At 34.4% G+C, this 14,242-nt stretch carries 15 protein-coding genes; 4 read left to right on the top strand and 11 right to left on the bottom strand.

Features of this window, described 5'->3' with window-relative positions; all coding sequences use genetic code 11:
• Positions 1-177 precede the first annotated feature (177 nt).
• From F3J23_RS02580 to F3J23_RS02565, 4 genes are all read left to right on the top strand, one after another.
• Complete coding sequence (locus F3J23_RS02580) at positions 178-1,818, top strand: S41 family peptidase (protein WP_167023629.1); 1,641 nt, start codon at positions 178-180, stop codon at positions 1,816-1,818.
• Positions 1,819-1,950: 132 nt separating this feature from the next.
• The gene (locus F3J23_RS02575) at positions 1,951-3,495 is read left to right on the top strand and encodes a bifunctional response regulator/alkaline phosphatase family protein (RefSeq protein ID WP_167023626.1); all 1,545 of its coding nucleotides are present in this window, start codon (positions 1,951-1,953) and stop codon (positions 3,493-3,495) included.
• 100 nt (positions 3,496-3,595) lie between these two features.
• On the top strand, positions 3,596-3,889 hold the full coding sequence (locus F3J23_RS02570) for a YciI family protein (RefSeq protein ID WP_167023624.1): 294 nt from the start codon (positions 3,596-3,598) through the stop codon (positions 3,887-3,889).
• Positions 3,886-4,650 carry an exodeoxyribonuclease III gene (locus F3J23_RS02565; protein ID WP_167023621.1) on the top strand — a complete coding sequence of 255 codons (765 nt, stop codon included), beginning with the start codon at positions 3,886-3,888 and terminating at the stop codon, positions 4,648-4,650. The genes F3J23_RS02570 and F3J23_RS02565 overlap by 4 nt, the downstream gene beginning before the upstream one ends.
• Positions 4,651-4,720: 70 nt before the next feature.
• Here the strand turns inward: F3J23_RS02565 and F3J23_RS02560 are convergent, their stop codons facing one another.
• From F3J23_RS02560 to F3J23_RS02510, 11 genes are all read right to left on the bottom strand, one after another.
• Positions 4,721-5,092, bottom strand: coding sequence for a septal ring lytic transglycosylase RlpA family protein (locus F3J23_RS02560; protein ID WP_105701019.1), 372 nt, complete (start codon positions 5,090-5,092; stop codon positions 4,721-4,723).
• A 743-nt stretch (positions 5,093-5,835) separates the two neighbouring features.
• Positions 5,836-6,558 (bottom strand): hypothetical protein, encoded by a 723-nt coding sequence (locus F3J23_RS02555; RefSeq protein WP_167023618.1) that lies wholly within the window; start codon positions 6,556-6,558, stop codon positions 5,836-5,838.
• 14 nt (positions 6,559-6,572) lie between these two features.
• Positions 6,573-7,199 carry a hypothetical protein gene (locus tag F3J23_RS02550; protein ID WP_167023615.1) on the bottom strand — a complete coding sequence of 209 codons (627 nt, stop codon included), beginning with the start codon at positions 7,197-7,199 and terminating at the stop codon, positions 6,573-6,575.
• Positions 7,200-7,574: 375 nt separating this feature from the next.
• Positions 7,575-8,876 carry a 30S ribosomal protein S12 methylthiotransferase RimO gene (gene rimO, locus F3J23_RS02545; protein ID WP_167023612.1) on the bottom strand — a complete coding sequence of 434 codons (1,302 nt, stop codon included), beginning with the start codon at positions 8,874-8,876 and terminating at the stop codon, positions 7,575-7,577.
• A gap of 95 nt (positions 8,877-8,971) precedes the next feature.
• On the bottom strand, positions 8,972-9,517 hold the full coding sequence (rfbC, locus tag F3J23_RS02540) for a dTDP-4-dehydrorhamnose 3,5-epimerase (RefSeq protein WP_167023609.1): 546 nt from the start codon (positions 9,515-9,517) through the stop codon (positions 8,972-8,974).
• A gap of 14 nt (positions 9,518-9,531) precedes the next feature.
• The gene (locus tag F3J23_RS02535) at positions 9,532-10,101 is read right to left on the bottom strand and encodes a sugar transferase (RefSeq protein WP_167023606.1); all 570 of its coding nucleotides are present in this window, start codon (positions 10,099-10,101) and stop codon (positions 9,532-9,534) included.
• 14 nt (positions 10,102-10,115) lie between these two features.
• Positions 10,116-11,252 carry a DegT/DnrJ/EryC1/StrS family aminotransferase gene (locus F3J23_RS02530; RefSeq protein WP_167023603.1) on the bottom strand — a complete coding sequence of 379 codons (1,137 nt, stop codon included), beginning with the start codon at positions 11,250-11,252 and terminating at the stop codon, positions 10,116-10,118.
• 1 nt (position 11,253) lies between these two features.
• Positions 11,254-11,895: an acetyltransferase gene (locus F3J23_RS02525; protein WP_167023600.1), complete on the bottom strand. Its 642-nt coding sequence runs from the start codon at positions 11,893-11,895 to the stop codon at positions 11,254-11,256.
• A 79-nt stretch (positions 11,896-11,974) separates the two neighbouring features.
• Positions 11,975-12,649: a PIG-L deacetylase family protein gene (locus F3J23_RS02520; RefSeq protein WP_167023596.1), complete on the bottom strand. Its 675-nt coding sequence runs from the start codon at positions 12,647-12,649 to the stop codon at positions 11,975-11,977.
• Entirely contained in the window at positions 12,646-13,605 is a 960-nt protein-coding gene (locus tag F3J23_RS02515; protein ID WP_167023593.1) for a methionyl-tRNA formyltransferase, read from the bottom strand. Before F3J23_RS02515 ends, F3J23_RS02520 begins: the two co-directional genes overlap by 4 nt.
• The gene (locus F3J23_RS02510) at positions 13,598-14,182 is read right to left on the bottom strand and encodes a sugar transferase (protein ID WP_167023591.1); all 585 of its coding nucleotides are present in this window, start codon (positions 14,180-14,182) and stop codon (positions 13,598-13,600) included. The genes F3J23_RS02515 and F3J23_RS02510 overlap by 8 nt, the downstream gene beginning before the upstream one ends.
• Positions 14,183-14,242: the final 60 nt, after the last annotated feature.

Genomic DNA, 14,242 nt, shown 5'->3' with positions numbered 1-14,242 from the left:
AACAAAGTTAGGGATTTTATATTTTAGGCTTTTGTTAAATTAGTATTAAGCTGGAAGATAATACTAACAATAACTTCTATCTTCCAGCAACCAACTCTGTTATCAAATATTGTTTGAAAAACAATTGCAGCTATGGAGTCAAAAATCTATCTTTGAGAGAAAACACGATAACCTTTAATGCGTACATATTTTCTTCTTTTTCTATTCTTTTTAAGTTTATCATTTTCCGCACAGAATTTATCTGAAAATCAGAAACTGGAATCTCTGTGCAGAATTTGGGGATTTTTAAAATACTATCATCCTTATGTAGCAAAGGGAAATACAGATTGGGACCAGCAGTTTTTCCAGAAAATCAATCAACTTGAAAATGTTCATAATAAAACAGAATTAAATAAATTATATTCGGTCTGGATCAAAGGTTTGGGGAAGGTCTCTCCCTGCAAAGAATGCTCAATACAGCATGGGAAAATCTATTTTCTTAAAAATTTTGATCTGAGCTGGATAGACAACTCTGATATTTTTACGGAAGACATCTCGCAAAAGCTGCATTACATTGAAAACAACCGAAATATTAGCGACAGTCATTACTTTGGCAGAAACGAAGGAAAAATATTTTTCAGGAATGAAAAATCATATAGTTCAAATTTCACTTCTCAATCGATTGTTTTACTGGAGCTCTTCAGATACTGGAATTATGTAGAATATTTTTTTCCTTATAAATATGAAACCGATCAGAACTGGAATAGTGTTCTGACCGAGATGATTCCCAAATTTCTTGCTGTCACCGATGATGAAACTTATCATCTGACATTGGCTGAGCTGGTCACTAAAACTGATGATTCACATGCCTATCTTTCATCAAAACTGATTTCCCATTTCCTGTATGGCAGCAAAAAGGTTCCTGTAGAATATTCTTATGCGGAAGGAAAGCTTGTGGTCACAAAAATCAATTCTAACCGTTTCAATGAGAAAATCCGGTTGAATATTGGAGATATTATTTATGATATTGAAGGAAAAACTATTTCTCAGATGGTTAATGGTTTTGGAAAATACATTCCTGCTTCCAACTCGTGGGGTAAAATATTTAAGGTAAAAAATGCTTTTCTTTTGAGTAATAAAGATTCTGTTTCCATCAAAATTGAAAGGAACGGACAAAATATGGAGATCACAACCAAAACTTATCTGAAAAAAGATATTATTTCAGAGAAAGCTCCTGTTCCTGAAAAATGGAAATTCATTGATGATTCAAAGCAAACGGGTTATGTCAATATGGGAGTTTTAGAAAAAAATGATATAGATGAAATGTACTCAAACTTAAAGTCTGCAAAATCCATTATTTTTGATCTCAGGAATTACCCCAGACAAACCATCAGACCATTAAGTACGCTTTTTCTTCCACAAACTACGGTTTACTATCAGTTTACTTTACCTGAAACCAATTATCCAGGTAAGTTTTACAGTAAGCAAAATAGTATTGGCAGAAAAAACACGGAATACTATAAAGGGAATGTTATCGTTTTAGTAGATGAGAGTACACAAAGTCAAGCTGAGACAACCGTTATGATGTTCAAACAGCATCCGAAAGCTAAAATAATCGGAAGTAATACCTCAGGAGCCAACGGTGATGTTATCTCTTTTAAAATTGCAGGCCTTAGTACCCGCTTTTCCGGTCTTGGTGCTTATTATCCGGACGGCAGAGAAACACAGCGTATCGGGATTATTCCTGATATTTTGGTAAAGCCTAGTCTGGAAGGGCTTAAAAGCGGAAAGGATGAAGTACTGGAAAGAGCTTTAGAACATATAAAGAACAATAATTAAATAAAACCAAAATATGAAATTCCGCGTGGCATTTTCATTTAACTAATATTTAACTTTTAATCTTCCGATTTTGTGAGATTTTAAAAGGATTTGGTCAACATTTTGATACAATAACCATGTAAAAAATAAATTATGTCAGAAAAGATATTATGGATCGATGATGAAATAGATTTACTCAAACCTCATATCGTATTTTTAGAAAAGAAGGGCTATCAGGTAACCCCAGTCAATAACGTGAATGAAGCTTTGGAGCTTATGGATTCAGAGAAATTTGCGTTAACGTTAATTGATGAAAATATGCCTGGCATCTCCGGATTGGAAGCTATTCCTATGATTAAGGAAAAAGATAATTCCTTAAAGATTGTAATGGTGACCAAAAGTGAGGAAGAGCACATCATGGAAGAGGCTATCGGTTCTCAGATTGCCGATTATATTTTAAAGCCTGTAAACCCAAACCAAATATTACTTTCTTTAAAGAAAAATCTTCAGCAGGATAATCTGGTGGAGCAAAAAACGATTTTACAGTACCAGCAGGAATTCAGAAACCTTTCTATGGAGCTTTCTTATCTGAGAACATACCAGGAATGGGCTGAATATTATAAAAAGATCCTGAGCTGGGAAATTAAATTTGATAAGGTAGCGGATAATGAGTTTGCTGATCTTCTTCAGTCACAAAAGGAAGAAGCCAATATTCAGTTTGCCAAGTTCATTGAGAAGAATTATGAAGACTGGCTTACCGATTCTGATAAGCCTATGATGAGCCACACTCTTTTCAAGGAAAAAGTAAAACCAGAGGTTGAAAAAGAAAAAGTGCTTTTACTTATGGTGGACAATCTTCGTTACGATCAATGGAAGGTGATTGAGCCATTATTTACAAAATATTACAACAAAATATCGGAAGATTACTACTATAGCATCCTTCCTACGGCTACGCAATATGCAAGAAATTCTTTTTTTGCAGGATTAATGCCTTCAGAAATTGAAAAACGTTTCCCGGATAAGTGGTTTAATGATAATGAGGAAGGGAATAAGAATGAATTTGAGCGTGACTTCCTTGAAGATCAGATGAAAAGAATTGGTCTTGGTTCCAAATCCATGAAATATCTTAAAGTATTGAACGCCGATTTTGAAAGAAAGATCTATGATGATTTTAATCAGCATAAAAATAATGACCTGTTGGTGATTGTATACAATTTCATTGATATTCTTTCTCATGCTAAAACAGATAATCATATTGTGGACCAGCTGATTCGTGATGATAAAACTTTCCGTTCTCTTACCTTCAACTGGTTTGAGAATTCTTCACTAATGAAAATCGTCAAAACGGCAGCGGAAAATGGTTACAAACTAGTGATCACCACAGACCACGGAACAGTGTATGTAAAGAAACCGAGCAAAGTTGTTGGAGACAGAGAAACCTCAACCAATATTCGATATAAGACCGGTAAGAGTTTAACGTATGATGATAGTGACGTATGGGCCATCACTAATCCGGAAAAACTATTCCTTCCCAAAGGAAACTTAAGCTCGAAATATATTTTTGCCAAAAATAATATTTTCCTGGCTTACCCTAAGAATTACAATCATTTTGTAAATTACTATAAAGAAACCTACCAACATGGAGGAATTTCACTGGAAGAGTGTATTATTCCTATCAGCATTTTAGAACCCAAGTAGTTTTTTTATAGTTTATTTAATTTTGGGTTTAAGGCGGAAAAAATCTTTCGATTTTTTCCGCCTCTTTTTTATAGTTCATATCTTCGTAAAAAATAAATTCATGTTTATTATTTCGCTTATCTATAAGAGTTCTATTGAAGATATAGAGCGGCTTATTCCTCAGCATAATATTTTTCTTAACAAGCATTATGAATCAGGGCTATTCATTGCTTCCGGAAGAAAAGAACCCAGAACGGGAGGTATCATTATTGCCAATGCATCATCAAGGAATGAGATTGAAAAAATCATTTCTGAAGACCCTTTTTATATTTATGAAATCGCGGACTATGATGTCACTGAATTTATTCCTTCGAAATACAACGAAAATTTTAAAACTTTTATAAAAGATTCATGAGATTAATTACATACAACGTTAACGGAATCCGGGCAGCATTTACCAAAGATTTTCTGGGCTGGCTTAAGGCTGCGGATCCGGATATCATATCAATCCAGGAGAGTAAGGCTGGAAACGATCAGATAGATATCGAAAGTCTTGAAAAATTAGGTTATCACAGTTATTGGCATTCGGCGGTAAGAAAAGGCTATAGCGGGGTCGGAATTGCCTCAAAAATCAAACCCAACCATGTAGAGTATGGTTGTGGTATTGAAAGCTATGATAATGAAGGGAGAATCATCCGGGCGGATTTCGATGGATTTTCTGCTATTTCCGTATATGTCCCTTCTGCCTCTAATATTGAGAGACTGGATTTTAAAATGCAGTTCTGCCATGATTTTCTGGAATATATCAAGAATTTAAAAAAGGAAATTCCGAACCTTATTATCTCCGGAGATTTTAATATCTGCCATGAGGCCATTGATATACATAACCCTGTTGGCTTAAAGAATGTTTCAGGGTTTCTTCCTATGGAAAGAGAATGGATGACTAATTTCATTAATGAATGTGAACTTATTGACAGTTTCAGGTTCTTTAACAATGAACCTGACAATTATACCTGGTGGAGTTACAGACAAAACTCAAGAGCCAGAAATAAAGGCTGGAGACTGGATTATAACTTCACATCTTATAGTTTAAAAGATAAGCTCAACAGGGCTGCTATTTTAAAGGAGGCAGTACATTCTGATCATTGCCCTGCTTTATTGGAGCTGGATGTATAAATAAGGTAGTGTATGCCCATACAAAAAGCCAGCTGAATCAGCTGGCTTTTTTTTAATTTAAATCATAAAATTAATCGACAATTTCATATTCGACCGGAATAGTACCATGATTGATATCTCCGATCTCATCGAACGCTGCTTTAGACATGTCTAAAGATCTTGATGAATGGAAAGGCCCTCTGTCATTAATTCTCACTATTACCTCTTTACCATTTTTAAGGTTTGTTACCTTAACGTTTGTTCCAAATGGAAGCGTTCTGTTTGCTGCAGTAAACTTTGAGTTATCAAAGATCTCACCGCTAGCGGTTTTTCTACCGTTAAATTTATCGTGGTAGTACGATGCATAACTTGTTTTTTTCGCATCTAAGGCATTACTTGTAAAAGAGTAAATCCCTAAGGTTGAAATCATCATTATGATTACGAGAATGAATCTTTTCATCATTTTGAACTTTTATTGGTTTTGACGGAGCAAAAGTATCAGGAATCTTTATAAGTCCCTATTCAATATGTTAAAAACCGTTAATAAAAGTTTAAAGTTATGTTAAAGAACCTTGCAATACCCTATGAATAGGGATTTTACGGAGTAGTGTTAAAAAGTGTTAAAAAAATACGTAAAAAGTTAATATAATTAACTAATTTAAGCATAATTAAAAAATTCAAAATTCAAAAACTACTGAAAATCAAATTGTTACGAAATTTAAATTTTTAGTTTATGTCCTAAAAATCAACCTCAAAAATATAAAAGTCTTAAGAACTCAACTTTGAAAAAAGTTTCTGACAGAAGACCTTTAAAGATATAAAGATCAAGTTTTAAAAATCACTTTAACGTTGATTTGAAAGATCAAAATTTATACCATAGACAAATTCCACTTCATTTTTATGATTCATTTCTGTCAACCCCCTCAAAAATTTCTTTCTGAAAGCAATAAATAAAAGATATCTGTAAGGATTGATTCACATAACTAAAATGAGTTTTGATGATTACTGATAAAAGACCATCTTAAGAAAAATCAGGCTTAGAATCTATTTCAATAATATAAGCTAACAAATATTTAATGGATTCTCTGAATCATATTTAAAGAGCATTAAACATATTCTCATTGCTTTTAAAGCATTTTAAAACTTCTATAAAAAGTAAAAACCAATGATTTCTCATTGGTTTTTTTATGTGATGAAATAAATTCTTTATTTTAAATATTCTATTACATAATCATATGTTCCTGCAGGATAAACAACTGACATGCTAGGTGAACCTGTAATTGCGTTTCCGGCAGTGGTTGCAACCGTATAAGAATATAAATCTCTGGAATATACTGTTCCTGAACCAGACTTATAAATAGTAATACCATATAGCCCTGTCATACCTGTCGGTGAAGGGATATCAACCGCTGTAGAAGTACCTGAAGCAGTAAATGTTCCTTTATATGCATAAACTGGAGCATTATTTACTGCTGTATTGGTAACAACTTCTGTATTATTTACATAATTAACTCTAGGAGAACCTCCTAATGGTAACCATTGTCCAGAAGCAGAAGAAAAAGCAGGAGTTGGAGTTGGGTTGCTAAAATAATAGAAACCTACACCTACCGTTTGTCCTCCGATACCTGATCCTGTAGCAGGAGTAGTACCAGCCGTAGAGTTATATACAATCATCCCGTCATATGCAGTCGGGAAATTAAGAGCACTCGTTACCGGGGTAACAAATGTAAAAGTTGTCAGGTTTGTTCTTGGAAAAGCTAAACCTTTACCATTATTGGCTGAAGTTGTAAATCCATTTGCTGAAGCATCCAAAAATACAGACTGAGTAGCTACTGTAGCACTTATAGTATTATTTGATCTTAATTGAGCAAAAGCGGTAGTTGATACTGCAACAATGGCAAATAATGCGGATGTTAAATATATTTTCATAATTGTGTCTTGTATTAGAATGAGTTATAACTAAACCAGTTTGTTCCGTCACAAATGTAAGATAGTGCTCCACCTGATTGAAGAGGTGTAGTTGAAGCTGTACTATGTACACCTGTTACACTAAAAAAAGCTCCATTGGTTGCATCTATAAATGTAATAGTTTTACCGTTGGTCTTTGTTAATGTAGCTAAATTAAACGTCACATTTGATGTTACCACAATTGCATTATTTAAATCAGCATCAGAGATTGTAGCAGCTGTTTGTGCTCTTACTGTCATTCCGGCAGGGGCAGGAGTTCCAACGAAAGGTTTCCATTCAGGGACAGTATTATCAAAATAATAGAACCCTGGTCCTGTAATTTTAGCTTTTCTAGCTCCGGCTCCAGTACCTGCTGTAATGTAAACTAATGCTCCATTCTGAGGCGCACCATATGTTCCACTGGTATCATCTTTAGAAGATAATTCTGCTGCCGTCATACGAGGGACTAATAAGGCATCAGGTCTAGCATTATCAGTAGTAGTTGCTGCTACATCTAAAGTTGCGGCAGGTGTGGTTGTGTTAATCCCCACGCGCCCCTGCTGAGCCTGAGAAAGTGCTGAAAAGCACACAAGCATAGTCGCTGTTAATAAAAATTTTTTCATAAGTTTTTAAAGATTTTAATTACATTTTTTTCATCAATATTTTCAAAATTGAGTATACATCCCAACTTGTGATTATCTCTTATAAAACCAAAAAAGACAAAACATATTATAAATTAGGTCTTTTTAGCTTAATTTTAATAATTAACTTACTGAAAGCATACAATTTAAAAAATATTGTTTATTGCGCAAATTTAAGATATAATTTTCTAATTCAATGGCTTTATCAAAGAAAATTAAAAAATCTTAATATCTCAAAATAATAATCAATTGATTTTCAAATATATAATTTGATTCAAAAAAAGATTTTAATGTTAAATTTTATTAATATTTTAATGAATCAACAATCATCATTCTAACTGATTTACAATTATTTAGCTATACCAGTTCTCCATATAAGTCAAACTCTTCCGCTGAAGTAATTTTCACCTCTGCAAATTCCCCTATGGATATATAAGTCTCTTCTGCTGAAACCAGTACTGTATTATCTACATCCGGAGAATCAAATTCTGTTCTCCCGATAAAATAATTTCCTTCTTTACGATCAAAAATACATCTGAATATTTTCCCTACTTTTTCTTGGTTTTTCTCCCATGAAATCTGAGACTGCAGCTCCATGATTTCTTCTACTCTCGCTTCTTTTATTTCCTGCGGAATATCATCTTCCAGTACATAAGCTGTTGTATTTTCTTCATGAGAATAAGTAAAGCATCCCAATCTATCGAATTTCTGTTCTCTTACCCAATCTTTAAGCTCCTGGAATCTTTCTTCTGTTTCTCCCGGATATCCTACGATAAGAGTGGTTCTTATAGCCATATCAGGAACTTTCTCTCTGAATTTCCCTAATAAAGCATCTGTTTTTTCGTGTGTAGTTCCTCTCTTCATGGATTTCAACAAATCAGAGTTGATGTGTTGAAGCGGGATATCTATATAATTACATACTTTAGGTTCTTCACGGATAATATCCAGAACATCTTCCGGGAAACCGCTTGGGAAAGCATAATGAAGACGAATCCATTCTATTCCTTCCACTTTTACGAGTTCCTTCAACAGATCTCCAAGTGCTCTTTTTTTGTAAATATCCAATCCATAATACGTAAGATCCTGTGCAATAAGAACCAGTTCTTTGGTTCCTTTTTTAGCAAGCTTCTGAGCTTCAGAAACTAACTTTTCAATAGGAGTGGAAACGTGTCCTCCTCTCATCAGTGGAATAGCACAAAAAGAGCAAGGTCTGTCACAGCCTTCTGAAATTTTAAGGTATGCATAATGCTTTGGAGTGGTAGTTAACCTTTCTCCTACCAATTCATGTTTATAGTCTGCTCCAAGATGTTTTAGCAGCATCGGAAGATCTCTTGTTCCGAAATATTGGTCTACATCTGGGATTTCTTTCACCAAATCCGGCTTATATCTTTCTGATAAGCATCCAGTTACGAACACCTTTTCTACTTCTCCTCTATTCTTTGCCTCTACATAATCAAGAATGGTGTTGATGGATTCTTCTTTGGCGTTATCAATAAATCCGCAGGTATTGATTACTACAATGTCCCCACGGTCTTCGTGAACCACTTCTTTTCCATTGGCTTTCAGCTGGCTCATTAATACTTCAGAATCATATACATTCTTGGAACATCCAAGAGTGACTACATTGATTTTCTTCTTCCCTACAGATTTTGTACGCATCGTTTTGATTTTGAGTCTGCAAAGATACAAAATATTGAAGAGTTAGGGTTAAAAAATAAAAACCACTTTAAAAAAGTGGTTTTCAGAAGTATACTTTAAAAGTTTTTTTCTTTGAATCCTGGGGCATTCTGATCTTTTTCCGAAAGTATGGCATCTTTTTCCTCTATCTTCCAATCAATGCCAAGATCGGGATCATTGAACTTTACACTGCCTTCCGACTCTTTGTTATAAAGATTATCGCACTTATAGGCAAATACAGCGTGGGTACTCAGTACGGCAAATCCGTGTCCGAATCCTCTTGGTACATAGAGCTGTAATTTATTTTCTGCGGTAAGTTCTATTCCGAACCACTGCCCAAATGTAGGAGAATCTTCACGAAGATCTACTGCTACATCCCATACGCTTCCTTCCAGACAGGAGACTAATTTTGCCTGGGCATATTCTCCTTTTTGAAGATGCAGCCCTCTTAGTACTCCATAAGAAGATTTTGAGATATTATCCTGAACAAAGTGGCCGTTCATTCCAGTAAGCTCTTCGAATCTTTTCTCGTTGAACTTTTCATAGAAGTAGCCTCTTTCATCTTCAAAGACTGTAGGTTCTACGATGTAACAATCTTTAAGCGGGGTTTCTTTAATTTTCATAATTGTGAAAAACTCTATTTCAATATGGTTATTAATGTTTTAAACAAAATTTTTGTATCATTTGTAAAAGACATGCTTTCAAGATACTCAAGATTCATTTTTACTTTATTCGGAAATAATATTTCATCATTATACATTAAAGGATCTTTTTGATCTTTCAGAAGGCTTTCTTCATTTCTGTATTTTATACTTGCTTCACAAGTCAGTCCGGGTTTCAGTTTGAGGACTTTACGATCTGTACCTGTAAGTTTGTCATAATACCCTTCAATATCCGGTCTAGGACCTACAAAACTCATATCCCCTTTCAAAATATTAAACAGCTGGGGAAGTTCATCCAATTTACATTTTCTGAGCATTCGCCCTGTGTGGGAACATGTCCTTTTCTGTTGATGAATTGTTTTGAATTTAAAAATAGTAAAAGGTCTCCCATGCTGTCCAATTCTTGTCTGGAAAAAGATTCCGTTTGACGATGTATCCAGGCTGGTAATTATCCATAAAACGATCAGTAAAGGTATAAGGAAAATAGTCAATATTACCGCAAAGATAAAGTCAAAGACCATTTTCCAATATGTATACTGATTCATCAAATCCGAAAGTATTAAATTCCGAAGAAGCTATGGATTATTTTTGTGATCCTTTTTCTATCCTCATCTGACAGGTTAGATCCAGACGGAAGGCACAATCCGTTATCAAAAAGTTTCTCGGACACTTCTCCTCCATAATATGGCGCATTTTCAAATACAGGTTGTAGATGCATTGGCTTCCAAAGCGGTCTTGATTCGATATTATCTTCTAAAAATGCAAGTCTTAATTCTTCTCTGTTTTTTCCTGTAATCTCCGGATCAATAACGATCGCAGATAGCCAGTGATTGGAATAAAAATCATCTCCTGGTTCTGAAAATACGGTTACCCCTTCAATATTTTTAAAAATTTCAAAATAGAAGTTCTGCATTGCTCTGCGCGCTTCTACCCTGTCTTTAAGCACTTCCATCTGCCCTCTTCCAATACCCGCCACAATATTGCTCATTCTGTAATTGAATCCAATATGTGAATGCTGGTAGTGAGGGGCATTATCTCTTGCCTGTGTTGAAAGAAATACCGTTTTATCTTTGTCTTCCTGTGTGTGGCAAACCAAAGCTCCGCCACCAGAAGTAGTAATAATTTTATTTCCGTTAAAACTTAAGATTCCAAAACGTCCGAAAGTTCCGCATGCCTGTCCTTTATAAGTGGAACCCAGAGCTTCTGCTGCATCTTCTATAATCGGAATCTGGAATTCTTCAGCAATAGCTATAATCTCATCCATCTTAGCCGGCATTCCGTACAGATGAACGACAATAATTGCTTTTGGTTTGGTTCCCTTTTGTATTCTGTCTTCTATCGCTTCTTTTAAAGCTTTCGGACACATGTTCCAAGTATCAGGCTCGCTATCTATAAAAACAGGAGCTGCTCCACAATACGCAATAGGATTTGCTGAAGCAGAGAACGTCATGGATTGGCAAATCACCTCATCTCCATGCTGTACTCCGCATTCGATAAGAGCAAGGTGCAATGCTGCGGTACCGGCAGAAAGGGCTGCTACTTTTGCATTTTCCCCTAAAAACTGCTCCAGATCACTTTCAAACCCGTTAACGTTAGGTCCTAATGGAGCTACCCAGTTTTCTTCAAATGCTTCGTTGATATATTTTAATTCATTGCCTCCCATGTGGGGTGATGACAACCAGATTTTAGTATTCATATTATTCGTGAAATTTTATAGGTTTAGCTGGAATTCCCACTGCGGTACAATTTGCAGGAAGGCTTTTATAAACCACGGCTCCTGCTCCAACAATAGTATTTTCACCAATCTCAAGAAGATTTATAATTTTTGCGCCTGTCCCAACATATACGGCTTCATTTATGATAACCTCACCGGAGATATTAACTGTCGGCATAAATGAGCTATAATTCTTTATTACAGTATCATGCCCTACAGTACAAGACAAATTAAGAATAACAAAGTCTTCAATTTTAATATCAACCGTAATAATAACTCCTGCACAAATAATATTTCCTTTCCCTATTTTTGTATTATCTTGTCCTATTATTACTGAAGGGTGAATTAAAGTTGGAAATTCAATATTGGTGTTATTTATTCCTTGTATGATTTTTTTCTTTGTTTTCGGATCTCCTATTGCGACTGCAATGCATAAAGGATCAGTTACCTCATTTATTTTTTCGATCTTTCCTAAATAAGGAACTCCGTTGATATCATGATCATAATGTTTATCATCATAAAAACCTAAGACTTCAAATTCTTTTTCTTTTTGGTTGATATGATCGATCAGCATTTTAACCTCACGTCCAAATCCCCCTGCTCCAATAATTGCTATTTTTTTCATATTTTAAATATTTCTTAAAAAAGACTTTCCTAAAACTCACTTACCTTTATGTGGAATTGTCTTATAATCATTGTTATTATTATAAAACCACCTGTCTCTCAACAACGAATGCTTCTGCCCGCTCTACTCCTATAGTAGCTCCTCTATACATAGCTAATGCTTCAAAGGCTTCTAATGACCGTGAATGAGGAAATTTCTTTATTTGTGAGTCGAAAAACTTCATTGCTTCAGCTTTTTTTGAAAATACATCAGTAACGTCCACAAAGTGATTGGGGACAAATGCTTTCTCCTGCATGGGTGTCCACTCTGTTTCAGATAGTGTTTCGTAACAATATATATTTAAGATTTTGTTTTCTCCTTGTGGTCTTGCTGCTACTAAAGAAGCACGATAAATAGCTTTATGATCCTGATGAATATCTCCAGGGTGTGGAAGATACAAATGAGTGGGATTTATTTTTTGGAATATTTTAGAAACTTCCAAAGAAATTTTAAATTCAGGAAAGGCATTCAGAGCAGGCGCAGGAAATTCTAAAAAAAAAGTTTCTTTTACTCCCAAAAACTGATGTGCCGCAATAGCTTCGGTACGTGTACTTTGAACCTGATCTGCTGAATAAAGCTCTGGTGCTCCTGCCGAAGCATTTGTTGCAATTACTATAGTTACCTCATCTCCAGCTTTTATATGTCTGGCAATCGTTGCTCCGCATCCAATGATTTCATCGTCAGCATGGGGTGCTACTATTACTACTCTATTCATTTATTATTTTTTAAAAGGTTTTTTATTTTATATATTTCATCTTCTATATTATAACCCAATTTATCTCCAACGTTAATGGAAATATCACTGTTTCCATTGAATTGATACTCCTCAATCCACACTAATCCTTCGCCAGTTTGAATCAGAAGTTCTTGTTTTTCATTTTTAAGTAAGATCCTACCAATTACTCCTTTGAACTGAATTTCTTTTTCACATCTACATGACCAAATAATTAGCTTCTCATCTTTACAATAAGTATAAGCACCAGGATGTGGTCTTGTTGCAGCTTTAATCAATCTATTAATATATATTGCACTATCATTCCAATTGATATGTCCATCTTCTTCTTTTCTTACTCCATAATAAGAAGCCATATGCTCACATTGAGGAATTGGATGCCAAAGTCCATCTTTCAATTCAGGCAACCATTTATCTAAAGCTAAGTCAATATTTTCAAGTATCTTCGTTTCAACTGTTTGAGCATTATCCTCATCTTGGACTTTAAAAATGGATTGTGAAAAAATAGGTCCGTCATCAGCTCCTTTTCCCATTAGAAAGAATGTAGCTGAACCATATGATTGTTCTAATGTTACCCAGGCTAAAGGAGCTCTCCCTCTTCCTACAGGAAGTTTAGTAGGGTGAAAACCTATGCATCCCAATTTAGCAATAGAAAACCATTGATCATGCAATAATTGGGAAAATCCAACTGCAAAAATAATATCTGGTTCTTTATCGGAAGCCCATTTAAGGTTATCCTCATTATTAATTTTTGTAAAACCTTTATATTCGATGTTAAAACTTAAAGATAATGATTTTAGATCTGCCCAGCCTGAAACCTTTTCTTTCTCCTTAGGTTCATGTCCCAAGACACCAACCACTTCGAGCCCATTTTCAATTAGTTTTTGAATAATCTTAGCTGTAGAATTTACAGCTCCTATTACTAATATTCTATACATCCGGATGTTTTATATATTTATCTTCCCCATTAAACAATATCAAAAAGGTTTTAAGTATGATTTGAGTATCTAATAAAAAACTTTGATTTTCGACATATTCTCTATCATATTTCCACCTTTCTTCCCAAGATAAATGAATGTTTCCATTAACTTGAGCTAACCCTGTCAGTCCTGGAATTACCTGAATCCGTTTTTTCCCATCTTCATTAAATTCTAAAAGTTGTTTAGGTAAGCATGGACGCGGCCCTACTAAGGACATATCTCCTTTAAATACATTGATAATCTGTGGTAGTTCATCAATTTTAAAACGTCTTAAGTAATAACCTATTTTTGTTACTTCTGTATCTCCTTTTAATATTTCCCTATCTGCAACTCTCTCTTTATCATACATTGTCCTTACTTTAAATATCTTAAATATTTTACCTTTATAGCCTAATCTTTCTTGAAAGAAAAAGAATTTTCCGGGGCTATCTATTTTAACTAAGATATAAACTATCAGAAATAGGGGGAATAAAAGTATAATAATGGCAAGAGCAATAATAATATCTAAAATCCTTTTTATAAATATTTTATACATTTATAATTTTATTAATTAAGTTTTTCAAAATGAAGAATTAAATTATTTTATAATTTAATG

Source organism: Chryseobacterium sp. Tr-659 (assembly GCF_011752975.1).
Lineage (GTDB): Bacteria > Bacteroidota > Bacteroidia > Flavobacteriales > Weeksellaceae > Chryseobacterium.
This window is presented reverse-complemented; position numbering and strand designations above follow the sequence as displayed.

Excerpts from the sequence above, each read along its gene's own strand:
- rfbC (WP_167023609.1), bottom strand. The coding sequence starts at position 9,517 with ATGAAAATTAAAGAAACCCCGCTTAAAGATTGTTACATCGTAGAACCT.
- F3J23_RS02565 (WP_167023621.1), top strand. The coding sequence starts at position 3,886 with ATGAGATTAATTACATACAACGTTAACGGAATCCGGGCAGCATTTACC.
- F3J23_RS02525 (WP_167023600.1), bottom strand. The coding sequence starts at position 11,895 with ATGAAAAAAATAGCAATTATTGGAGCAGGGGGATTTGGACGTGAGGTT.
- F3J23_RS02510 (WP_167023591.1), bottom strand. The coding sequence starts at position 14,182 with ATGTATAAAATATTTATAAAAAGGATTTTAGATATTATTATTGCTCTT.
- F3J23_RS02530 (WP_167023603.1), bottom strand. The coding sequence starts at position 11,252 with ATGAATACTAAAATCTGGTTGTCATCACCCCACATGGGAGGCAATGAA.
- F3J23_RS02550 (WP_167023615.1), bottom strand. The coding sequence starts at position 7,199 with ATGAAAAAATTTTTATTAACAGCGACTATGCTTGTGTGCTTTTCAGCA.
- F3J23_RS02555 (WP_167023618.1), bottom strand. The coding sequence starts at position 6,558 with ATGAAAATATATTTAACATCCGCATTATTTGCCATTGTTGCAGTATCA.
- F3J23_RS02520 (WP_167023596.1), bottom strand. The coding sequence starts at position 12,649 with ATGAATAGAGTAGTAATAGTAGCACCCCATGCTGACGATGAAATCATT.
- F3J23_RS02580 (WP_167023629.1), top strand. The coding sequence starts at position 178 with ATGCGTACATATTTTCTTCTTTTTCTATTCTTTTTAAGTTTATCATTT.
- rimO (WP_167023612.1), bottom strand. The coding sequence starts at position 8,876 with ATGCGTACAAAATCTGTAGGGAAGAAGAAAATCAATGTAGTCACTCTT.
- F3J23_RS02575 (WP_167023626.1), top strand. The coding sequence starts at position 1,951 with ATGTCAGAAAAGATATTATGGATCGATGATGAAATAGATTTACTCAAA.
- F3J23_RS02560 (WP_105701019.1), bottom strand. The coding sequence starts at position 5,092 with ATGATGAAAAGATTCATTCTCGTAATCATAATGATGATTTCAACCTTA.
- F3J23_RS02535 (WP_167023606.1), bottom strand. The coding sequence starts at position 10,101 with ATGAATCAGTATACATATTGGAAAATGGTCTTTGACTTTATCTTTGCG.
- F3J23_RS02515 (WP_167023593.1), bottom strand. The coding sequence starts at position 13,605 with ATGTATAGAATATTAGTAATAGGAGCTGTAAATTCTACAGCTAAGATT.
- F3J23_RS02570 (WP_167023624.1), top strand. The coding sequence starts at position 3,596 with ATGTTTATTATTTCGCTTATCTATAAGAGTTCTATTGAAGATATAGAG.